The sequence below is a fragment of the Capillimicrobium parvum genome (assembly GCF_021172045.1).
GTDB classification, from domain to species: Bacteria; Actinomycetota; Thermoleophilia; order Solirubrobacterales; family Solirubrobacteraceae; genus Capillimicrobium; species Capillimicrobium parvum.
In genome coordinates, this window is record NZ_CP087164.1 from 5419682 (window position 1) to 5440745 (window position 21064).

Annotated in this window: 17 protein-coding genes; 8 read left to right on the forward strand and 9 right to left on the reverse strand. The window is 74.3% G+C overall.

Annotated features, from left to right (window positions below; all coding sequences use genetic code 11):
- Position 1 precedes the first annotated feature (1 nt).
- Positions 2-835 (reverse strand): ChbG/HpnK family deacetylase, encoded by an 834-nt coding sequence (locus tag DSM104329_RS26315; RefSeq protein WP_259312837.1) that lies wholly within the window; start codon positions 833-835, stop codon positions 2-4.
- Between the two features lie 52 nt (positions 836-887).
- Here DSM104329_RS26315 and DSM104329_RS26320 point away from each other — a divergent pair, with 52 nt between their 5' ends.
- The 4 genes from DSM104329_RS26320 (at position 888) to DSM104329_RS26335 (ending at position 8051) form a co-directional block, all read left to right on the forward strand.
- Complete coding sequence (locus DSM104329_RS26320) at positions 888-1679, forward strand: polysaccharide deacetylase family protein (protein WP_259312838.1); 792 nt, start codon at positions 888-890, stop codon at positions 1677-1679.
- Between the two features lie 62 nt (positions 1680-1741).
- A complete protein-coding gene (locus DSM104329_RS26325; protein WP_259312839.1) occupies positions 1742-3559 on the forward strand; it encodes a coiled-coil domain-containing protein in 1818 nt (605 codons plus the stop codon).
- Between the two features lie 51 nt (positions 3560-3610).
- Complete coding sequence (locus DSM104329_RS26330) at positions 3611-3805, forward strand: hypothetical protein (protein ID WP_259312840.1); 195 nt, start codon at positions 3611-3613, stop codon at positions 3803-3805.
- 73 nt (positions 3806-3878) lie between these two features.
- On the forward strand, positions 3879-8051 hold the full coding sequence (locus DSM104329_RS26335; RefSeq protein WP_259312841.1) for a glycosyltransferase: 4173 nt from the start codon (positions 3879-3881) through the stop codon (positions 8049-8051).
- A 3-nt stretch (positions 8052-8054) separates the two neighbouring features.
- On the opposite strand, the gene DSM104329_RS26340 is transcribed toward DSM104329_RS26335, so the two are convergent.
- A complete protein-coding gene (locus tag DSM104329_RS26340) occupies positions 8055-8759 on the reverse strand; it encodes a class I SAM-dependent methyltransferase (protein WP_259312842.1) in 705 nt (234 codons plus the stop codon).
- A gap of 9 nt (positions 8760-8768) precedes the next feature.
- Here DSM104329_RS26340 and DSM104329_RS26345 point away from each other — a divergent pair, with 9 nt between their 5' ends.
- The gene (locus tag DSM104329_RS26345) at positions 8769-9971 is read left to right on the forward strand and encodes a glycosyltransferase family 4 protein (protein WP_259312843.1); all 1203 of its coding nucleotides are present in this window, start codon (positions 8769-8771) and stop codon (positions 9969-9971) included.
- A 160-nt stretch (positions 9972-10131) separates the two neighbouring features.
- Here DSM104329_RS26345 and DSM104329_RS26350 read toward each other — a convergent pair whose 3' ends face one another.
- Both DSM104329_RS26350 and DSM104329_RS26355 read right to left on the reverse strand, forming a co-directional pair.
- Positions 10132-12015, reverse strand: a complete 1884-nt coding sequence (locus tag DSM104329_RS26350) for an O-antigen ligase family protein (protein WP_259312844.1) — start codon at positions 12013-12015, stop codon at positions 10132-10134.
- Positions 12016-12237: 222 nt separating this feature from the next.
- Positions 12238-12588, reverse strand: a complete 351-nt coding sequence (locus tag DSM104329_RS26355) for a hypothetical protein (RefSeq protein WP_259312845.1) — start codon at positions 12586-12588, stop codon at positions 12238-12240.
- On the opposite strand from DSM104329_RS26355, the gene DSM104329_RS26360 reads away from it, so the two are divergent.
- Entirely contained in the window at positions 12566-12736 is a 171-nt protein-coding gene (locus DSM104329_RS26360) for a hypothetical protein (RefSeq protein WP_259312846.1), read from the forward strand. The genes DSM104329_RS26355 and DSM104329_RS26360 overlap by 23 nt on opposite strands.
- Positions 12737-12854: 118 nt before the next feature.
- On the opposite strand, the gene DSM104329_RS26365 is transcribed toward DSM104329_RS26360, so the two are convergent.
- Positions 12855-13952, reverse strand: a complete 1098-nt coding sequence (locus DSM104329_RS26365) for an RNA polymerase sigma factor (RefSeq protein WP_259312847.1) — start codon at positions 13950-13952, stop codon at positions 12855-12857.
- A 205-nt stretch (positions 13953-14157) separates the two neighbouring features.
- On the opposite strand from DSM104329_RS26365, the gene DSM104329_RS26370 reads away from it, so the two are divergent.
- A complete protein-coding gene (locus tag DSM104329_RS26370; RefSeq protein WP_259312848.1) occupies positions 14158-15462 on the forward strand; it encodes a glycoside hydrolase 5 family protein in 1305 nt (434 codons plus the stop codon).
- 860 nt (positions 15463-16322) lie between these two features.
- Here DSM104329_RS26370 and DSM104329_RS26375 read toward each other — a convergent pair.
- Positions 16323-17402: a hypothetical protein gene (locus DSM104329_RS26375; RefSeq protein ID WP_259312849.1), complete on the reverse strand. Its 1080-nt coding sequence runs from the start codon at positions 17400-17402 to the stop codon at positions 16323-16325.
- A gap of 59 nt (positions 17403-17461) precedes the next feature.
- On the opposite strand from DSM104329_RS26375, the gene DSM104329_RS26380 reads away from it, so the two are divergent.
- Entirely contained in the window at positions 17462-18022 is a 561-nt protein-coding gene (locus DSM104329_RS26380; RefSeq protein WP_259312850.1) for a hypothetical protein, read from the forward strand.
- A gap of 127 nt (positions 18023-18149) precedes the next feature.
- Here the strand turns inward: DSM104329_RS26380 and DSM104329_RS26385 are convergent, their stop codons facing one another.
- The 3 genes from DSM104329_RS26385 to DSM104329_RS26395 are packed head-to-tail and all read right to left on the reverse strand — an operon-like array spanning position 18150 to position 21047.
- Positions 18150-18905 carry a nucleotidyltransferase family protein gene (locus DSM104329_RS26385; protein ID WP_259312851.1) on the reverse strand — a complete coding sequence of 252 codons (756 nt, stop codon included), beginning with the start codon at positions 18903-18905 and terminating at the stop codon, positions 18150-18152.
- A 14-nt stretch (positions 18906-18919) separates the two neighbouring features.
- Positions 18920-20086, reverse strand: a complete 1167-nt coding sequence (locus DSM104329_RS26390) for a DegT/DnrJ/EryC1/StrS family aminotransferase (RefSeq protein WP_259312852.1) — start codon at positions 20084-20086, stop codon at positions 18920-18922.
- Positions 20061-21047: an NAD-dependent epimerase/dehydratase family protein gene (locus DSM104329_RS26395; RefSeq protein ID WP_259312853.1), complete on the reverse strand. Its 987-nt coding sequence runs from the start codon at positions 21045-21047 to the stop codon at positions 20061-20063. The genes DSM104329_RS26390 and DSM104329_RS26395 overlap by 26 nt, the downstream gene beginning before the upstream one ends.
- Between the last annotated feature and the right edge of the window lie 17 nt (positions 21048-21064).

Consider the following 21064-nt stretch of genomic DNA (forward strand, 5'->3'; position numbering starts at 1 on the left):
GCTAGGCCGTGCCGGTCCCGGAGCGCTGCAGCAACCGGCGCCAGCCGCGCGGGCTCGCGCGGGGCTCCGGCTCCTGCGGCGGCAGCGAGGCGGGCGCGGCGGCGGCGAGTCGCTCGGCGAGGCCGCGATAGGACGCGAGGTCGAGGCCGGCCGTCGCCGCGCGCCAGGGGGCCTCGCCGAGCTTGGGGTTGTCCTCGGCGGGGTGCGTGACGATCTCCACGGACAGCGTGCGCGCCCGCTCGAGCCACTCCAGACCGGCACCGCCGAGGTCGGGGTGCAGGTGGTGGAGCTCCCACACGAGGTCGACCGCGGGAAAGCTCTGATACAGCCCGGCCTCCCGCCGGTCGAGCGGGTCGTCGGAGTGCGGCGGGGTCCGCGGGACCGCGCGGATCGGGGTGTCGGCAGGCAGGAGCTCCGGAAGCAGCTCGAGGACCTCACTGTGGACGTGGACGTGGTGGTGGCCGTCGAGGTGCGTCGGCTCGCCGATCACCTCCCGGAAGCGGTCGAGCTGGTCGCGGATGGTGTCGCGCAGCATCTGGCGGTCGCCGGCGAAGGCGTCCGGGGCGCGCCATCCCTGCTTGCCGAACTGCTCGGTGAGCCGCAGCTGGCGCTCGCGCGCCCGCGCGGGGACGTCGTCGGCGCGGTAAGGCGCGGTGAGGTTGAGGTGCAGGCCGATCGGCAGGCGCCGTTCCCGGCCGATCTCGGCGGCGCGCTCGGTGTCGCGCTGCCACACCATCGCGGTGGTCGACGACACCGTCCCGGCCTCGAAGCCGTCGACGATGGCCTGCGTCACGCGCTCGCTGTAGCCCCAGTCGTCCGCGTTGACGATCAGCACGAGGCGAGTATGGCAAAGGGCCTGCTCCCCGCCGTTCCTATGATCCGCTCGCGTGGACCCCAGCCCCGCGTCCGGACGGACCCGGCGACGCCTGTCGCGCACGCTGTCGCGCAGCCGCTTCTCCGACTACCGGGCGGTCCTCGAGCGGGCCCTTGCGCGCGGGTACGCCGTCACGTCGCTCGAGCGGTTCGTCATCGACGGGCCGCAGGCCGACCGGGTGCTCATCCTGCGCCACGACGTCGACCAGGCGCCGCGGTCGGTCCTGCCGATGCTGGCGGTCGAGCGCGAGCTCGGGCTGCCGGCGACCTGGTACTTCCGCTGGCGCACCGCGCAGCCGGCGATCGTCCGGGCGGTGCGCGACGCCGGCCACGAGGTGGGCCTGCACTACGAGACGCTGACGCGCCTGGCGCTCACGCGGGGCGCGCCTGACGGCGACGCCGAGGCGGCGGCGACCCTGGCCGCGTGCCGCGACGTCCTGCGCGCGGAGATCCGCGCATTCGACGAGCGCTTCGGGCCCACCCGGTCGATCGCGGCCCACGGCGACACGCGCATGCCGCAGCTGCGCAACGGCGACCTGCTCGCCGACCAGGATCCCCGCGGCTTCGGCATCGAGTTCGACGCCAACTACGGCATCCGGCGCCACGACCTCGCGTGCTGGCTCACCGATCGCAGCGCCGCCGAGGGCCAGTGGAAGGACGGCATCGATCCGCTGCACCTCATCGCCGAGGGCGCCTCGCCGATCCTGTGCCTCACGCACCCGAACAACTGGGTCTCCGGGGCCCGGCTCTGGGTGGCGCGCGCCGCGCACCGTGCCCGGGGAAGCGGCGATCGCCCGCCGCTCTGAACGAGTCGAGTAGACGAAATCCGGATCGCCGAAGCCGCCCTCTTGTCGGTAGGATCGCCCTCGTGCAGCGCTACCGGATCGCCGTCATCGAACCGATCATCGAGGCGGCCGATCCCCGGGTCGTGCTGGATCTGGACCGTGGAGACGGTCAGCTCGCCCACCGCCTCGCGGCGCTGTGCCGAGAGCGCGACATCGCCCTGCACGTCGCGCACCCGGATCCGTCCTTCGACCCGGAGGCGCTCGAGCAGCTCGGCGGCGACGCGGTGCGCGTGCAGCGCGCCGGCGCGGTCCGGGCCGCGAGCGAGTGCACGGACGTCGGCGTGGCGATCGTCGATGCCGACCCGAACTGGTACACGGTCATGCAGGTCCTGCAGGAGCTCGAGTCGCGCGCCCGGCAGGACGGCCACGAGCCGCCGGTCGTGGTCGTCCACGACGTCCGCTGGCCGTTCGGGCGCCGCGACGGCTACCGCGACCCGGAGGCGATCCCCGAGGGCGCCCGCCAACCCGCCGGTCGCGACGGCGTCGTGCCCGGCCGCCGAGGGCTGGACCCCGAGGGCCTGCAGACCGGCCTCTGGCACGCCCTCTCCGATGACGGCGACCGCAACGGCGTGCGCACCGCGATCGAGGACTTCGCCGAGCAGTCCGAGCGCGACTGGGTGATCGCCGACCTGCCCGGGCTGGGCGGCATCGCGGTCGTCGCCGAGGTCCAGCTGGTGCGGGGCAACGCCGCGCTCGCCCGCGTCCTGCACGACCTGCGCAGTCCCGAGTTCCTCGAGGACCACTGCCGCCGGGTCGACATGGAGCGCGCTCGCGCCGAGACCGCTCTGCAGGCGGCCCGCCGCGCCGCCGCGGCGCTCGAGGCCGAGCAGCGCGATGTCGCCGAGCGCGCGGCCACGCAGGCCGGCGCCCTCGCCGCGGCGACGGAGGCGCACCGCGCCGAGGCCGACGACCTGCGCGCCGAGGTGCGCCGCAGCCAGGAGCGCGCCGACGCGCTCGAGCACGAGCTCTCCGACGCCCGCGTCGCCGTCGCGTCGCTGCAGGCGCGGGTCGCCGAGCTCGACGCGGCGGTCCGCGAGCAGCGCGCCGACCGCGAGCGCCTCATCGCCGCCGCGTCCACCGGCGAGCGCGAGCGCGCGGTGGCCGAGACGCGCCTGGAGGCGCTCGAGCGCAGCAGCGCCGCCATCGAGGCCGAGCTGCGCAGCGGCCGCGACCGCCTCGAGCGCCAGCTCGCCGCCAACGAGCAGGAGCGCACCCAGCTGCGCATCGACCTCACCCGCCGCGATGCCGAGCTCCAGAGCCTGCGCGCCGAGCGCACCGTGCTGCAGTCGCGCGTCGACGGCGACGCCCAGCGCGTGGCGGACGCCGTCGTGGCCGCCGAGCGCGTCCGCGAGCAGCTCGGGCGGGCCGAGGCCGCCCGCGAGCGCGAGCGCCAGGCCCTCGCCGACGCCGAGCGCCGGGCGGGGATCCTCGAGCGCGAGGTCGAGGCCCGGACGAACGAGCTCGGGGCCACGCGCGACCAGGAGCGGCTGCTGAGCTCACGCACCGCCGACCTCGACCGCCAGCTCGTCGCCGCACAGGGCGACCTGCGGACGCATCGTGCGGCCCGCGAGACCCTCGAGGCCGAGCGCGAGGTCGTCCGCGCACAGCTCGAGCGCGCGATCGCCTCACGCTCGTGGCGGCTGGGCCACAAGACCACGATGCTCATGCGCCGCCTGACCTTCCGCCGGCCCCAGAGCGACGCCGGAGCGCTCGACAAGGCGCTGCAGACCGTCTCCCGTCCCCTCCCCGCCGCGCAGCTGCCCGCCGCAGAGTCCGACATGCGTCCAATCCTGCGGTCCTGGGCTCAAGAGCCCTCCCAGCAGTCCACGACCCGGAGCTAGTCTCTTGCGCCGCTTCGGCCCCTCGACCCCGACATCGCCCAGGAGCATCTGATGGCCTCGAAAGTTCGTCTCGCCGACGGTAGGGAGATCACCGTCGCCCTTCCCGGCAAGAAGGTGATCGACATGCTGGAGCAGGCCGCAACCGGCTCCGAGAGCTTCACCCGGTTCAACACCGCCACGAGCACCCGCGTGTGGATCAACCCGACCCACGTCGCGGCCGTCGAGGACCGGCCGGACCTCGACTGAACCGGCCCGGTCCGGCCGCCCGACCCGATCGCCTCACGTGCACCGCTTCTGGTCTGCGTTCCTCGAACCGCTGGTGCGCACCGTGCGCCCGTCGGTCGTCGTCGAGATCGGCTCCCAGTTCGGGGAGCTGACCCGGCGCCTGCTCGAGATCGCCGAGGAGGTCGATGCCGTGATCCACAGCATCGACCCCGAGCCCGGCTTCGACGTCGAGGGCTGGGAGGCCGAGTTCGGCGATCGGTTCGTCTTCCATCGCGGGCTGAGCCTCAACGTCCTGCCCGACATCGCCGACGTCGACCTGCTGCTGATCGACGGCGACCACAACCACTTCACGGTCCTCAGCGAGCTGCGGGCGAGCGAGGAGCGGGCGGCGCGCGACCGGCGCTCGCCGCCCGTGATCGCGCTGCACGACGTCGACTGGCCCTACGGCCGGCGCGACATGTACTACGCGCCCGACCGGATCCCCGAGCACCGCCGCCACCCGTACGCCCACAAGGGCCTGCGGCCCGGCACCGCGGAGATGTTCGAGGTCGGCATCAACGACCACCTGGCCAACGCGATCGAGGAGGGCGGCCCGCGCAACGGCGTGCGCACCGCCATCGAGGACTTCATCGCGACGTCCGATCCCGAGTGGGTGTTCCGCGACATCCCGGGCGCGCACGGGCTGGGCATCCTGGCGCCGGAGACCACCGTCGCCGAGGACGGCCGGCTCGGCGACCTGCTCGAGCTCACCGGCGGCTCCGAGTGGCTGCGCGAGCGTGCCGGGGCGATCGAGCTGATGCGGCTCTGGGGCATCGTCGCGCGCCGGGAGACGGCGCACCAGCTCGAGCTGACGCAGCAGGGCCTGGCCGAGGCGCAGGAGCGCATGCGCACCGGCGGGGGTGACCCGGCCGACCGTCAGCTGCTCGACGACCTCCTCAAGGAGGTCAAGCGGCTGCGGCGCTCGCTGGACAAGGAGCGCGAGCGGACGGCGACCGCCCCGGCGGCCGGGGCCGGCCCGGACCCGGCGCTCGCCGAGCAGATCGCGCAGCTGGGGCGCCAGCTCGGTGCGGCCCGCGAGACGCGTTCGTCGGACGACCCGGAGATCGTCGACGAGCTGCGCGATCTCGCCGCCGTCGAGGCCGCCCGCGCCACCGACGCGATGGCCAAGGCCACCGAGGCCGCGACCCGGGCCGGTGCGTTCGAGCGCGAGCTCGAGTCGATGCGCGCGGACTACGCGCGCCTCGCCGCCGGAGTCGACACGCGGGAGGCCGAGCTCGCCACCGCGACGCAGGCCCTCGAGGAGCTCGAGCAGCGCCTGTCCGACGAGCAGGCGGCGCGCACGGCGGCCGAGGCGCGCGTCGCGGAGCTCGAGGAGCAGGCGTCCCGCGCGACGGTCGACGCCGGCGCCGCGGCGTCGCAGCGGCGACGCGCCGAGCAGGACCTCGCCGACGTGCGCGAGACGCTCGAGCGCGAGCTCGACGAGCAGCGGGCCGCGCTCGAGGCCGTCCGCGCTGGTGCCGCGGACGCCGAGCAGCGCCGCCTCGAGGACCGCTCGCTCGCCGAGCAGGCCGCCCGGACCGCGGAGGCCGCCGAGGCGCGCGTCGCCGAGCTGCGCGCGGCCCTCGACGAGCAGGCGCGCGAGCGCACCCGGCTGGAGACCGAGCTGGGCGCGGCGCGGGGCGACCTCGAGGGCGCAGCGGCCGAGCGCGCCGCCCAGCAGGCCGAGATCGAGAGCCTCACGACCGAGCTCGGCGAGGCGCGGATCGCCCACGAGCGCCGCGCCATGGAGCTCGAGTACGCGCAGACGAGCGCGCGCGACGCCGAGCAGGCGCGCGAGCGCGCCGAGCGGGAGCTTCAGGACGGCGAGCGCCGCCGCTCCGACGAGCTCGCCGACACCCGCAGCCGGGCGCAGGCCGCCGAGGAGGCGGCCGCGCGCGCCAGGGACGATCTCGACCAGGCGACGCAGCGCGTCCTGGCGCTCGAGCGCCAGCTGGGCTCGGGACCGCCCGCGATCGCTGACCCGGCCGGCTCAGCGATCGCGACAGGTGAACCGGCCACCTCGCCGTCCGACAACGGGCACGTGGTCCCGGGCGCCGAGCACGGGCTCGACCCGGCCAGCCCGGAGTTCGAACCGCGCCGGGCGTTTCTGTCGCAGTACCTCGGCACGGTGCGCTGGACGCGGCGCCCCGTCGAGGGCGTCGACCCGCTGGCGCTGCCGCAGGCCGCCGACCGCCGCCACGTGCTCGTCGATCGCGCCGACCAGGTGCTCATCAGCCCCTCGATCGACGTCGTCGTCTGCGTCCACAACGCGCTCGAGGACGTGCGGGTCTGCCTGTGGTCGCTCGTCGCGAAGTCCGACCGGCCGTTCCGGCTGATCCTCGTCAACGACGGCAGCGACGCGGCGACCACCGCGTACCTCGAATCGGTCGCGGAGACGAACCCGAAGGTCACGCTCATCCACAACGCCGAGCCGCCGCACGGCTACACGATCGCCGCGAACCTCGGGATGCGGGAGGCGACCGCCGACTACGTCGCCGTGCTCAACAGCGACACGATCGTGACGTTCGGCTGGCTGCAGCGGCTCGTGGACACCGGCGACTCGAACGGCGCGATCGGCATCCTCGGGCCGCTGTCCAACGCGGCCAGCCATCAGTCCGTGCCGCGGCTGCGCGAGGGCGGGTCGTGGGCGACGAATCCGCTGCCGCCGTGGCTGACCGCGGACGGGATGGCGTCGATCGTGGCGCACGTCTCCCCGCGCGACCGCCCGCGCCTGCCGTTCGTCAACGGCTTCTGCTACGTCGTCAAGCGCGCCGTCTTCGACGCGATCGGCTACTTCGACGAGGAGCACTTCGCCTCCGGCTACTCCGAGGAGAACGACTTCAGCTATCGCGCGCTGAAGGCCGGCTTCGAGCTCGCCGTCGCCGACGACGCCTACGTCTTCCACGCCAAGTCGAAGTCGTTCACCGTCGAGGGGCGCAACGTCCACGCCAAGCGCAACTACCAGATCTTCCTCGACAAGCACGGGCGCGAGGAGATCGAGACGCTCGTCAAGGGCATGGAGGCCAACACGGCGCTGGCGCCGCTGCGCGCGGCGGTGGAGGACGCGGCCGCGACGCCCGTCGGGACGGCGGCCGCGCTCATGCACGGCGACACCGACCCGCTGGCCGTCGTCTTCGTCCTGCCGGGCCTCGGCGACGGCGGCTCGGGCGGCTCGCACTCGATCTACCAGGAGGTGCGCGGGCTGCGCCAGCTCGGCGTCAACGCGCACATCGCGCTGCCCGAGCGGGCCTTCACGCGCGCCCAGGCGGTCTACGACGACGCGGCCGAGGTCTTCCAGACCTTCCGCGACGAGGACGACCTGGTCGACAAGACGGCCGGCGCCGACGTCATCTCGGCGACCCACTTCAAGTCGGTCGCGATGGTCCAGCGGGTGCGCCAGGCCCGCGAGGACTTCCTGCCCGCCTACTACATCCAGGACTACGAGCCGTTCTTCGCGTCGAAGAACCCGGAGGACGTCGCGGAGGCGGTCGAGTCCTACACGGCGATCGAGGACATGCTCCTGTTCGCCAAGACGCACTGGCTGTGCAACGTCGTCGGCGAGGTGCACGGCCTGCACGTGGCCAAGGTCGAGCCGAGCATCGACGAGCAGCTGTACGTGCCGCCGCTGCGCCCACGCGACCCCGACGGGCCGGTGCGGGTCGTCGGCATGGTGCGGCCGCGCACGCCGCGCCGGCAGCCGTTCGGCACGGTGAAGGCCCTCGAGCGCCTGCAGGATGCGTTCCCGGACACGGTCGAGGTGATGACGTTCGGCTGCCATGACGCCGAACTGGCGAAGATCACCGAGTCGGCGGCGATCCGGGCGCGCCACCTCGGCCTGCTGACCCGCCACCGCGTGGCGAGCCTGCTCGCGCGCAGCGACGTCTTCCTGGACCTGTCCATGTACCAGGCGTTCGGGCGCACGGCGCTCGAGGCGATGGCCTGCGGGTGCACGGCGGTCGCGCCGCGCCTCGGCGGGGTCTGGGAGTTCGCACGCGACGGCGAGAACATGGTCGCCGTCGACACGCTCGACGAGGCCGCGGCGCTCGACGCGCTCACCGCGCTCGTCGACGACCGCCAGCGGCTGCGCCACCTGCAGACGAACGCGCGCGAGACGGCGAGCCGGTACTCGATCCTGCGCGCGGCGATCTCGGAGTACGTCGTCTTCGAGCAGGAGCACGCGCGGCGCTTCGGCCGGACCTTCCGGCGCGCCGACCAGCCGTCGCGCTGAGCGTCAGGCCCCCGGCGCCCACGCGAACCAGTGGGTGCGCAGGGGCGGCAGACGGACGAGCAGCGGGTACACGCGCTCGGTCGCCGGACCGAGGCGGCGGGCGACCGGCGGCACGAGGGTGGAGGTCTGCGTGCGCAGCCCGGGGCCGAGCTCGCGGCGCAGGAAGGCGGCGGGCACGGCGCGCGCGGTGCGGCGCAGGTCCCAGACGACGACGAGGCCCGCGGGACCGGCCACTCGGCGCGCCTCGCGCACCGTCGCGGCGCGGTCGGCCTCGGCGACCTGCGAGCTCAGGACCGTGAAGAGCAGGACGAGCGCGCAGCTGGCGTTCTCGAAGGGCAGCCGGCGCACATCGGCCTGTCGGACGTCGGCGCCCGGGACGCGGCGGCGGGCGGCATCGGCGCGCGCGGCGATCATCTCCGCACCGCGCAGGCGAGCGGGCGCGACGCCGCGGTCCTGCAGCCACCCCAGCCAGTAGCCGGCGCCGCAGCCGGCGTCGAGGATCGGCCGGTCGCCCGCCAGCGCAGGCCCGGCCACGCGTTCGAGGCGGGCGCCGACCTCGGCGCGCAGGGCGACGTTGCCGGGGTTGGCGGCGTCCCAGGCCTGCTGACGCGCCGGATCGGCCGCGTAGCCGCCGTATGCGCGCTCCAGGCGCTTGCGCTCGACCGGGTCGAGGTCCGCCGGGTCGCCCGGAGGCGGATTCGAGTTCAATGGCGCGCGATGCGCGTCGTGTTCCTCACCCATTACTTCCCGCCCGAGAAGGGGGCGGCGCAGACGCGCATCGCGGCGCTCGCCGGCGGGCTGCAGGCGGCCGGGCTGGACGTCACGGTGCACACCGGCTTTCCACACTATCCCGATGGCGCCGTGAAGCGCCCCTACCGCAACCGCGCCTGGCTGCGCGAGGCGGGCCCCGTGCCGGTCCTGCGCAGTGCGGTCTGCCCGGTGGCCAACCGCGGGGTGGCGCGGCGGCTGCTCGACCACACGGGCTTCGCCGCGAGCGCGCTGGCCACGGCCCCGCTGGCCGGGCCGGCCGACGTGGTGGTCGTCGAGTCGCCGCCGCTGTTCACGGCCGCGGCGGGCGTGCTGTACGCCCGGGGCAAGCGGGCAGCGCTGGTCATGAACGTCGCCGACCGCTGGCCCGCCACGGCCGTAGAGCTCGGTGCGCTGACGAACGCGCGGGCCGTCGCCGCCGCCGAGGGTCTCGAGCGCTGGTGCTACCGCCACGCGGCGGCCGTCACGACGCCCACCGAGGGCATCGCCGCGGCGCTCGAGCGCCTCCCCGAGGCGGCCGGCAAGGTCGCCCGCGTCCTGCCCGCCGTGGATCTGGAGCGGTTCGCGGCGGCCCCCCCGCCCCGGCTCGACGGGCCGCTGCGGGTGGTCTACGCGGGGACGATCGGCCTGGCCCAGAACATGGCCACGCTCGTCGAGGCCGCGCGACTGGCAGGTCCCGAGACGGTGGCGGTGACGATCGCCGGGGACGGCGCCCAGGCGCAGGAGGTTGAGGCGCGGGCGGCGTCGGTCGACAACGTCACGTGGCTGGGCACCGTCGCGCCCGATGCCGTGCCGGGACTCTACGCCGGCGCCCACGCCGGGGCCGTCCTGCTCGGCGCCCAGCCGATCCTCGACGGCGCGTTTCCGACGAAGCTGCTCGAGGTCATGGCCGCGCGCCGGCCGGTGGTCCTCGGCGCGCGGGGCGAGTCGGCCCGCGAGGTGCGGGAAGCGGGCGCGGGCGTCGTGGCCGACCCGGACGACGCGCCGGCGCTCGCGGACGCGCTGCGGCGGCTCCGGGCGGACCCGGCGGGCGTCGCGCGCATGGGCGACGCCGGCCTGGCGCGGGTGCGCGAGCGCTACAGCCGCGCACGCAGCGTCGAGCACTGGCGCGAGCTGCTCACCGCCGTCGCGGGCCAGTGCTCCGTCTCGTAACGATCGGCCTGAAAGGTGGGTCGTCGGCGCCGCCAGGCAAGGAGGCAGACCCGAAGGAATCCCTCTGGGATTTCGAGTGGTCGAGGACGCCGCATGGCGGTGATCGACGGCCCGCATTTCGGGTCGATGGTTGCGAGATGGAGCACTAGCGCCCGCGGGCTCAGCCCGTGGCCTTCGGATCCCCGCCCGTCTTGGCGAGCTGCTGGAGGCCGACGTCGACCGGGTTGAGCTTGAGCGCGCGCCCATACCAGTAGCGGGCGGCGCGGTAGCGCCCCTGGCGGGCGTAGAAGTCGCCGATGACGCCCATCGTGGCGAAGTTGCCGGGCTCCTTGTCGAGCGCCTTGAGGAGGTCCGAGCGCGCCTCGGCGAGCTGGCCGTCGCTCTCGTGCGCCGACGCCATCAGGTACCACGGGACGACCGAGACCGGGTTGAGCTTGGAGGCGGTCCGGGCCGCCGAGAGCTGCTTGGCCGGCGAGTCGGCGGCGTCCGCGCGCGCCTGGCGGACGTAGAAGTCCGAGAGGTACAGGACGGCGACGGCGACGACCGCGATCGCGAGGGCGCCCGCGGTGACCGCCCGCCACGCGGCGGGCAGCCGGCGCGACGGCGCGGTGGCGGGATCGAGGACGAGCGCGACGCCGATGCCCAGGCAGAGCAGGCCGAGCCCCGTGACGCCCGGGATCCGCCACATCCAGTCGACCATGGACTGGCCGATCAGCACGGCTCCCGAGGCGGCCAGGCCGCTGGCCAATCGCTGCCGGGGTTGCGGGACGTGGCGCCAGCGCGTGACGAGCACGCCGATCGCCCCGACGAGGAAGGCGCCCATGAGGATCGCGCCGACCAGGCCGAGCTCCGACAGCACCTGGAACGGCAGCCCGTGTGGGTCGTCCAGGTTGCGGTCGTTGTTGCGGTGCCCGTAGTACTCGAAGGGGTAGGACGCCTCGCCGACGCCGGTGATCGGGTTGTCGGCGAACGCGTTCAGCGACACGCGCCAGAGGTCGTAGCGCTGGCCGGAGACGTTGGCGTACCGGGTCGCTCCGGTGGCGATGGTCTCGTTGGCGGTGAACTCGTCCCACTTCTGGCGGGCCTCGCTGACGGGGTTGCCGACGACCATGAGCCCGCCGACGATCCCGACGATCACGATCAGGACGAGCCCGGCCCGCGCGGCGAGGCGGGCGACGCGGATGCCCTCGCTGCCGGTGCGCAGGCCGTTGTCGACCAGGGCGATGGCCAGGCCGACGCCGAAGGCGACCACCATGAGCAGCAGCGTCGTCCAGGCGGCACGGCTGATGTCGCCGTCCTGTACGACGCCCTGCCCGCCGTCGAAGGCGTTGTACGGCGTCAGCAGGCCGCTCGAGAAGATCGCGATGAGCACGACCGCCAGCACGCCGAGCCAGGCCCGGCGGATCCGCTCGGGCCCGAGCCCCAGCGCGACGACGGCGCCCACGCCGAGGCCGATGACGATGCCGCGGCTCTGCGTCAGGAACGCCAGGGCGAGGCAGAGGACGGCCAGCGAGAACGCGGCGGCGCGGAACGCCCGCTTCTCGCCGCGGGCGGCCAGCGCCAGCAGCGGCCAGACGCCCAGCGCGAAGAGCAGCGCCGTCGCGTTGCGGTAGCCCACCGGAGCGTCGAGGCGCCCGGCCAGGAAGAGCCCGTCGTCGCCGATGAGCATGCGGACGAGCGTGAGGAGGGCCAGCGCGGCGATGCCGGCGACCAGCCCGAGGCCGAGGACCTCGATCACCCGCCCGCGCGGGACGAGCACGATCGGGACCGTGACGAGCGCCGCGTAGAACAGGTCGCGCGCGCCGCCCTCCCAGGCGGCGGAGGGCGACGTCGACCAGAGCGCGGAGAGCAGCGCCCAGGCCGCGAAGCCCCAGATGCCGGCGAGCATGACCTTCGTCCAGCGGCCGCCCAGGGGGAGGCCGCCGCCGGCGATCTGCAGGGCCAGCAGCGTGCCGAGGACCAGCACGGCCGGCGGGCCCCAGTCGCGCAGGTAGAAGGCTCCGTGGTAGACGGTCGCCAGAAGGAGCAGGACGATGACGAACACCGCCGGAGCCGCGATGAGGGGGGACCGCGGCGGCGGCGTACGACTGTCCACTGCTTCCGTGATCGTCTGCGGGGCCGCTTCCTGCTGCTCTACACTCGCTGCGGTGAGTCGTGCTTCCCTCATCGCCTCGTTCGCGTTCGTGGTCGTGTGCCTGGCCGCGCCCCCGGTGAGTGCACAGCAGCAGCGGACCGACCCGGACGCTAGCAGCCCTGCCGGGGTCATCTACGAAATTCCGTTCGATACGGCCCGCAAGGACGCCGCTCCGAAGAAGGCGCGAGCGAAGGCGGACGACGGCTCGGGCGACCAGCAGGACAACGGCACCTCGACCGCCGGGGCGGCCGGCACGACCGGCTCCGGGGGCGGTGGCAACGGGGATTCCGGCGCCAGCGGCGCGACCGCGGCCACCGGATCGTCGGGATCTTCGGGCTCCTCGGGCTCATCGGGCTCATCGGGCTCATCGGGCTCATCGGGCTCATCGAGCGACAATCCGAACGTCGGCACGTCCATCCACTCCGAGAACGGATTCGGATCTTCGTCCAGGGTCCCGGGCGTGGGCGGCGCGACGGTCGGCACGGACGGTCCGCCGTCATCGGCGCTGCGCTCGGACTCGAGCTCCAGCACGACGTCCCCGGCCGTCACGTACGGCCTGCTGCTGATCCTGCTCGTCGTGGGCGGCTGGATCGGCCTCGCGGCCAGCCGCGGGCTGCGCACGTCCACCTGACCTGACGGCGCCGTTCCAGCGCGCGCCTCCCGACGTGCGTCAGGTTTGTCCCGAGGGGTGGGCAAAAGGTGACGCACGTCCGGGCGCGGCCACGCCCGCGCCGTCCGTCGCGGCCGGCTCAGCCCGCCGGAACCGTGTCCGCCGGCGGCGCGTCCGTCGTCGCCGGAGGCTCCGTCACCGCGGGCGGCTCGGTCGTCGCGGGCGGCTCGGTGACCGGCGGGGTCGTCGCGGTCGGCGTCGGCGTCGTCGGCGGGGCGGTCTGCGTGATCGGGGGCACCGTGGTGGTGCTCGTCGGCAGCGGGACCGTGGCCGTGGGCCGCGTGGTGGTCGTCGTCGGCTGCCTCGTGCCGCCCTTCTTGCCGGTGCTCTTCGGGGCGGCGGCGGGCGTCCGCGAGGGCGCGGTGGCCTTCGTCGGGGTCGGCGCGCCGGCGGCCGCGGACGGCTCCTGTGCCTGCGTGGTCACCGGCTCGCCGGACGGCGTCACCGCGCCGGTGCCCGCGGTCGCCGAGGACGACGACCCCGCCTTCCTGGCCTTCTTCGCGGTCGTCGCCGTGGTGTCCGCGGGCGAAGGCGTGGTGCCCGCGCCGGTGGTGGGCGCGTCGGGCGGCGCGTCCGCGGGCGCGGTCGAGACCTTCGCGGCCCGCTGGCCGGACGGCTCGTCGCCGCCGCTGAGCGCGACGGCGCCCGCCGCGATCGCGGCGACCCCGAACAGCCCCAGCACCCCGCCAGCGACCAGCGCGGCCGGGCGACGCCGCAGGCGCCCGCCGACGCGGGACGGCGCGGCCGCGGCCGCCGGCGCCGGCAGCCCGGTGTCCGCGGTCCGAGGCGGCAGGGACGGCAGCACCGCGGCGCCGACGAGTGCCTCGAGCTGGCTGCGCAGCTCCTGCTCGTGCTCGTCACCTTCCGCGGCGGCCCCGAGATGCTCGGCCTGCACGTCGCCGGAGGCCAGCGACTCGAGCCAGGCAGCGGGATCGGCGGGCCGCGCGCCGGCACGCGCGGCGCTCCACGCGCCGAGCAGCGTGTCACGCAGGCGGTCCTCGTCACCGCCGGCGGCGGCCAGCAGCCGCTCGCGATGGCGGTCGGCGAGGACGGCGAAGGCGACGGGCAGCCCGGACCCCGCGAGGTCCATCAGCGAGCGGTCGGGCTGGCGCAGCAGCGGGCGCGCCCACACCGGCTGGTCGAGGACAGGGTCGGGCGGCTCCCGCACGATCGGCACGCCCCGACTCTAACGAGGTCCAGCCGCCGGTCCACCGCCATCCGGTCAGGCGGAAGTCCAACACCCGGCCAGGATTCCGCCGGGAAGGATTCTCCGACCGGGATCCGGCCGACAGCAGGGGGGAGCCCGCCGCCGTTCCACCGCGCGGCGGCCCCGTCCCGACGGAGGCGCACGGAGCGCCTCCGGCCACTGCCAAGGAGGCGCCATGCTTCACCCTGCCCGCACGGGTCGCCGACGCCTGCGCGACCACCCGGCCCATCTGCTCGCCGCCATCAGCGCGGCGATGGTGCTCTTCGCGCTGGCCACCGCATCCCCCAGCCCCGCGCCCGCCGCGCCCGCGCCGGGGACCGCGGCCGCCGTCCCGCCGCAGGGCGTCTACGACCAGTGCGCCCCCACGCCGGATCTCGGCACCTGCATCGAGCACGTCCGCCGGGTCGCCAGCAACGGGATGCCCATCATCCTCAACTACACGAGCTGGTACGCGACGCCGACGGACCTGGTCGCGTATGCCGACGCCGCGGCCCTCGCGGGCGTGAAGCTCATCTGGCCGCTCAACGACAAGGTGTGGCGCGAGCAGGGCAACCTCTTCAAGCGCTACCCGAAGCTCGCGGCGCAGTGCTACTGCAACGACATGCTGGCCTACGTCGTCAACCGCCTGAAGGACCATCCCGCAACGTGGGGCTGGTACATCGGCGACGAGCTGACCGTCAACGAGGCGCCGCTCGTGCAGGCGCTCGCCGACCGCGTCCGCGCGCTCGACCCCGACCACCCGACGATCTACGTCGGCATGGGCATGCTCGAGCAGCTCGGCGCCAACCTCGGGCCGTACATCCGCGCCGCGGACTACATCGGCAGCGACATGTACCCGATCGGCAGCGTCGTGCCGCACACGCTCACGGGCGAGGCGATGGCAGCGTCGGCCCGCCAAATCAAGCCGGCCGGGAGGAACATGGTCGCGGTCCTGCAGGCCTTCGCGCACAACCAGTACCCCCAGGACGGGATGCCCGACGACCACTTCCCGACCGCCGCGGAGATGACCGATCAGCGCAACCAGGCGATCCTGGCGAGCGATCCCAGCCTCATCCTGTGGTACTCGCTCAACGACGTCGACCGCTCGGCGGACCCCGCCGGCAACTGGGCGAACCTCGTGCAGGCGGCCAACGCTCCTCCGCCGGTCGTGCCCGAGCCGCCGGTCGCCACCGCACCGCGCCCGTCGGCCACCCCGGCCGCGAAGGCCCGCGCGCGCACGGTGGCCGAGACGACGCGGACGAGAGGGCCAAGCGTGCGACGTCGCGCACGGTGGCCGAGACGACGCGGACGAGCAGGGCCAAGCGGGCGACGTCGCGCTCGAACGCCGAGCGGGCGACCGCGCGCCGGCGGTCCTAGCGCGGAGCCGGCGCCCGGACGGCGCGCGCCCAGTCGGCGAAGTGGCGAGCGGGGGCCCTGGAGTGGTCGATGTCCTGCAGCGAGTACCACAGGATCATCACGGGGCGCGAGACCTTCAGCGTGAGGTTGCGCGCCTTGAGCATCTCCGCGTAGGTCGGGAAGTGGTTGCGGTCGACGATCCCGGTGGGCGGGGCGTCGCGCACCTGGTTCCACGCGAACGCCTGAAGCGTCGCGACGAACTTGCGCCGCAGCGCGCTGGCCTCGCGTCCGGCGGAGCCCATGGACTGCGCGAGGATCGACGTCGCGAACGCGGTGCCGAAGGGGAACATGTCGTTGCCGAGGTACTCCGCGGCGGGCGCGAACGGCTTGAGCCCCGCGCCGAAGAGCTGGTCGAGGCCGGCCTGCATGTAGAGGCGCGGGTGGTTCGGGTCGAGGAACAGCACCCGGTCGGCGAGCCGGATGACGGCGGGCGCGGTGCTCGCCGGCAGCTCGTCGCCGACGTACCAGCCCCACGTCGCGGGGTTGTGGCGCAACAGACGAACCGTGTACCGCAGCAGGTTGGTGCAGTGACATCCGCGGGAGAGCTGCGGATACGTCCTGCGCAGGCTCACTGCGCCGCGCCAGGCCGGGTGGATGAGCGGCCAGATGAGCTTGACCCCGGCGTTGCGCGCCGCGCGCGCGTACGCCCGGATCTGGCGCGGCGAGCCGTTGAGCGCCTGGTAGTTGAGGACGTACTTGATGCCGACGCGCGCGACGCGGCGCAGGTTGGCGGCGCACCGCGCCGGATGCGCGCCCGGCGGGCACTGCTCGTAGACGCCCTGCGGGGGCAGCTTCGCCGCCGCCGACGCGCCGGCCGGGCAGCGGGCGAGCAGCAACGCCGCAACGAGTGTCGCGAGCAACACACCCGCGCCGGCGATCCGTGCGCCAGTCGGTGACACGCCGCCCACGGTACACACGAGCCCCTGCGCAACAAAACGCGAACGTTCAGGGGGCGCGCTGATACGCCGTGAACGCCGGCTTGCGGACGCCGTCGATCGCGATGAGGCCGGTGGTGAGCGAGCGATCGGTCCCGTCGTCGATCTCGTCCTGCAGGTTGAACCAGCCGAGCCCCGACACGTAGTCGACGGAGTTGACGAGCTTGTAGGCGGCCGTCACCCACTTCGCCTGCTGCGCACGGCTGACCGAGAAGTTGAACGCGCGGTTCGGGCGGTCCGACGACACGGTGAACTCCGACACCCAGATCGGAGGGGTCGCGCGTCCACGGTATGCGCGCTTCAGCTCGGAGTGCAGCGTGTCGAGGTCGTTGATGTCGCGCAGGCCCTTGACGTAGACGTTGTCCTTGAGGCGCGGGAAGCGCGTCGAGAACGCGTTGTGGCCGTACCAGTCCAGGCGCGGGGGCTTGCCGTTGGGCAGCCGCATCCACCTGACGAAGTCGCGCGGCGTCACCAGGCCGGTCGTGAAGGTCATCCCGCCGATGACGATGTTCGTGGGGTCGACGAACTTCAGCGCGCCGTAGGCGGCGTCGAGCAGCTTCGCGTAGGACCGCGGGCCCTGCTTCTTGTTGAACGGCATCGGCTGGTAGCTGCCCTGCCGCGTCGGCTCGCCCCAGATCATCCAGCGGCGCACCGGCGGGTACCGGCGCGAGGCGGCGACGAGGAAGTCGCCGTAGTCGGTCGGGTTGCTCGGCGTCCAGTCCGGGGTCCGTCCGCCGTTGGCCCACGGCGGCGTGCCGCGGACCATGACCGCGACCTGGATGTTCTCGGCGGTCGCCTGCGCCACCGCATCGTCCAGCGCGCGCGGCCACCTGTACGCGGGGTCGTCGGGGTTGCCGGGATCCGCCGGGCGCTCGGGTGCCGTCGTCGCCCAGTCGAGCTGGACCTCGAAGACGTCGACGCCGAGCTCCTTGTAGACCGGGAACGCCGAGGTGCCGTCGCCGAGGGTCGTGGCGCCCCAGATCGCCTTCTCGGCGGGGGCGGCGCGCCGCTTCGTCGCGGCGGAGGCGGTGGTGCCGACGACGAGCAGCACGGCGAGCAGCGCGGCGGCCAGGGGTGGAATGCGGCGCATCGGGGACTCCAACCCGGCCATGCGTCCAGCGATGCGGTGAACGCGCACGCGGGAACTCTATGCTTCGCCGCCTGAAGCGCCTCGCCGTCATCCTCGTCACCGCCTGTGCGGTCGCTCTGGCCGGTCCCGTGGCCGCCGCCCCCGCGCAGGACGACTGCGGCGGCGCGGCCTACTGCCTGCCGCCGCCCCCGGCGAGCAAGGCCGCCAAGAAGCGCGGCGCGAAGAAGTCCAAGAGCTCGCTGGACGTCAACGTGACGCTGGCCGGCCAGGTCGGCGCGGCGCTCGTCTACGCGCCCCGCGGCGGGGTCGTCACGCCGCGGCCGGGCCGGCGCAAGCGCGTCAGCGTGCCGGCCGTCTCGGTCTACTGCCCGTCGGCCTGCACGGTCTCCGGATCGCTGTCGCTGAAGGTCGGCGGACGCACGCTGCGCCAGCCGGGACTGAGCGCCTCGCTGAAGGCGGGCGCCGCCGCCTCGGGGCGGCTGTCGCTGTCGCGGGCGGCGCTGCGTCGCATCGTGAAGGCGCGCGGGGCGACGCTCACGGTCACCGTGAAGGTCACGGACCTCTACGGCGGCCACGAGCAGTCGATCGCCGTGGCCGTGCACCCCGCGCCGCTGACCTGACCGGCTTCCCGGCCCGATTGCGGGCGGACTGAGCGAGCAGCCTGCCAGACGCCCGCTCCCCGGGCGTCGCGGAGCGGGGCGCAGAACATCGTCCTGCGCGTGCGCCTGCGCCCGCAGTGACCGCTCCTCAGCGGGAGGGGCGCGGCGACCTGACGGAGGGCTGCGGCTCGGGGATCAGCGTGGCGCGCAGACGCTCGAACTCGTCCTGCGCCTGCGCGTAGTCCTCGGGCCGCCCGACGTCGAGCCAGAAGCACTGCTGGTGGTGCGCGCGGACGACCTCGCCGCGCTCGATGAGCCGCAGGATCAGCTCGGGGAAGTCGAGCCGGACGCCCGGGTCCAGGAAGCCGAGGACCCGGGGCGAGAAGCAGTACACGCCCATGGACGCGTCGAAGTCGGTCGTCGGCTTCTCGACGTAGTCGCTGAGCCGGCTCGGGTCGTTCTCGTCGAGCAGGATGACGCCGAGCGAGATCTGGATCGTGCGGGCGTGGGCGGCGATGGTGACGGTCGCGTCGCCGGCCGCGAGGTGCTCGCGCATGAGCGCCGCGTAGCTCATGTCGGTCAGCACGTCGCCGTTCATCACGAGGAAGTCCTCGCCGTCGAGCCCGTCGATGAGGCTGAGCGAGCCCACGGTGCCCAGCGGCTGCTCCTCGCGGAAGTAGTCGATCTCCACGCCGTGCCGGGAGCCGTCGCCGAAGAACGCCTCGATCAGCTCGGCGAGGTGGCCGGTCGCGATCGTGACGCGGTCGAAGCCGTCGCGCTGCAACTGGCGGATGACGATGTCGAGCACGGGCCGGTCGCCCACGGGCATGAGCGGCTTGGGCAGGACGGTCGTGTAGGGCAGCAGCCGGGTCCCGAGACCCCCTGCCAGGACGATGGCTCGCATGTGCGGCGGCGAGTCTACGCGGTGACCGGCCGCTTGAGCGCATCGGCCAGGGCGCCCACCACCCGCTCCTGCTGCTCGGCGGTGAGGTGGCCGTAGAGCGGGATGGTCACCTCGCGCGCGGCGGCGTCCTCGGTGCGCGGCAGCGACGTGGCGCCCTGCCGCTGCACGTAGGCGGTGAAGCGGTGCGCGGGGGGATAGAGGATCGACGTCTGCACGCCGTGGCGCTCGCGCAGCGTGACGCACAGCGCGTCGCGCCGGTCCGCGTCGTCGAGCATGACCGGCATGACGTAGCACGAGGAATCGTCGATCGCGGCGTCCTCGTACGGCACGCCGATCCCGTCGACGCCGGCCAACAGGTCGCGGTAGCGGCGGGTGAGCACCCGGCGGCGCGCGACGTCGGCGTCGACCTTGGCCATCCGGGCCAGCGCCAGCGCCGCCCGCGGCTCGTCGAGGCGGTAGTTGAAGCCGACGTCGACGACGTCGTAGCTGAGCGCGCGGCCCAGGTGGCGGTCGAACGTGCCGGTCGTCATCGCGTGCGAGCGCAGGAGCCGGATGCGCTGCGCCGCGTCGTCGTCGTCGGTGACGACCACCCCGCCCTCGCCGACCGAGAGCACCTTGTTCGAGAACAGCGAGAAGCAGCCCGCCAGGCCCCACGTGCCGAGCGCGCGGCCGTGCAGCGTGGCGACGGGCGCGTGCGCGGCGTCCTCGATCAGCGCGAGGCCGTGCTCGTCGCACAGCGCGCGCAGCCGGTCCACCGGGGCGGGGTAGCCCGCGAAGTGCACGACGGCGACGGCCCGGGTGCGCGGCGTGATGCGGGTCGCGACGTCGTCGGGATCGAGCGACGGGTCGTGGGCGCCGAGGACGTCGGCGAACACCGGCGCGGCGCCGCAGGCGACGACCGCCGCCGCCGTGGCGACGAACGTGTAGGAGGGCACGATCACCTCGTCGCCGGGCCCGATCCCGGCGGCGAGGTAGGCGAGGTGCAGCGCCGCCGTGCCGTTGGCCACCGCGATCGCGTGCCGGCACCCGAGCCGCTGCGCGAACGCCTCCTCGAACGCGGCGGTGCGCGGGCCCATGGTCAGCCAGCCGGAGCGCAGCGCGTCGGCCGCCGCGGCGATCTCGTCCTCGGCGACGCGCACGTCGCTGAGCGGGATCTCAAACGGTGTTCCGGTAACGGACATCGAAGGGGTCGGGGAAGCGGCCCTCGGCGAGGGCCTCGGCGACCTCCGCGATCCCGTCCGGGACGCGATGCTCGGGCACGAAGCCGAGGACGGCGTGGACCTTCTCGAAGGCGACGCGGTAGTCGCGCGGGTCCTCGTCGCGCTGGACGTAGTGGACGCGCCCCGCCGCCACCTGGCGGGCGATCGCCTCGACGAGGTGGCGCTTGGTGTAGTTCTCGTCGGAGCGGCCGACGTTGAAGACCTCGCCGGCCGCGACGTCGTCGGGGGCCCCGAGGACCGTGCGCACGGCACGCCCGGCGTCGGCGACGTGCAGGTACGGCCGCCAGAACTGCTCGCCGAAGATCTCGAGGTCGCGGTCGAGCCAGAGGTCGCGGGTGAACTCGTTGACGGTGAGGTCGAAGCGCATGCGGGGCGCCACGCCGTAGATCGTGGCGAAGCGCAGGCACGTCGCGGGCGGAACCGGACCGCCGCCGCGGTCGCCGCCCAGCAGCCGGCGCTCGATCGCCACCTTCTGCTCGGCGTACAGGGATACGGGCCGCAGCTCGGCGTCCTCGTCGACCGGCACCTCGGGGTCGGCCATGCGGCCGTAGTTCGAGCACGTGGAGGCGAAGACGAAGCGGCGAACGCCGGCGCGGGCGGCCTCGTCGATCACCGCGTTCGCCGCGTCGAGGTTCACGGCGCCCGAGAGCGCCGGGTCGGCCGCGCAGGCGTGGTCGCCGACGATCGCCGCGAGGTGCACCACCGCGCCGGCGCCCTCGAGCGCGCGGGCGCGGGCCGCGGGATCGCGCACGTCGCCGACCTGGACCTCGACCCCCTGGGCGGCCAGCTGCTGCGCGACGTCCTGCTGGCCGTGCAGGAGCGAGTCGAGCACGCGCACGTCGGCCCCGGCGTCGAGCAGCTCGGCGCAGACCATGGCGCCGATGTAGCCGGCGCCGCCGGTGACGAGGACGCGGTCGGGCATTGCGCTGCACCGTACCG

What these genes read in the sequence shown, in the direction of transcription:
- DSM104329_RS26330 (WP_259312840.1), top strand. Translation starts at nt 3,611, where the DNA reads ATGGCCTCGAAAGTTCGTCTCGCCGACGGTAGGGAGATCACCGTCGCC.
- DSM104329_RS26345 (WP_259312843.1), top strand. Translation starts at nt 8,769, where the DNA reads ATGCGCGTCGTGTTCCTCACCCATTACTTCCCGCCCGAGAAGGGGGCG.
- DSM104329_RS26370 (WP_259312848.1), top strand. Translation starts at nt 14,158, where the DNA reads ATGCTTCACCCTGCCCGCACGGGTCGCCGACGCCTGCGCGACCACCCG.
- DSM104329_RS26375 (WP_259312849.1), bottom strand. Translation starts at nt 17,402, where the DNA reads ATGCGCCGCATTCCACCCCTGGCCGCCGCGCTGCTCGCCGTGCTGCTC.
- DSM104329_RS26380 (WP_259312850.1), top strand. Translation starts at nt 17,462, where the DNA reads ATGCTTCGCCGCCTGAAGCGCCTCGCCGTCATCCTCGTCACCGCCTGT.
- DSM104329_RS26385 (WP_259312851.1), bottom strand. Translation starts at nt 18,905, where the DNA reads ATGCGAGCCATCGTCCTGGCAGGGGGTCTCGGGACCCGGCTGCTGCCC.
- DSM104329_RS26390 (WP_259312852.1), bottom strand. Translation starts at nt 20,086, where the DNA reads ATGTCCGTTACCGGAACACCGTTTGAGATCCCGCTCAGCGACGTGCGC.
- DSM104329_RS26395 (WP_259312853.1), bottom strand. Translation starts at nt 21,047, where the DNA reads ATGCCCGACCGCGTCCTCGTCACCGGCGGCGCCGGCTACATCGGCGCC.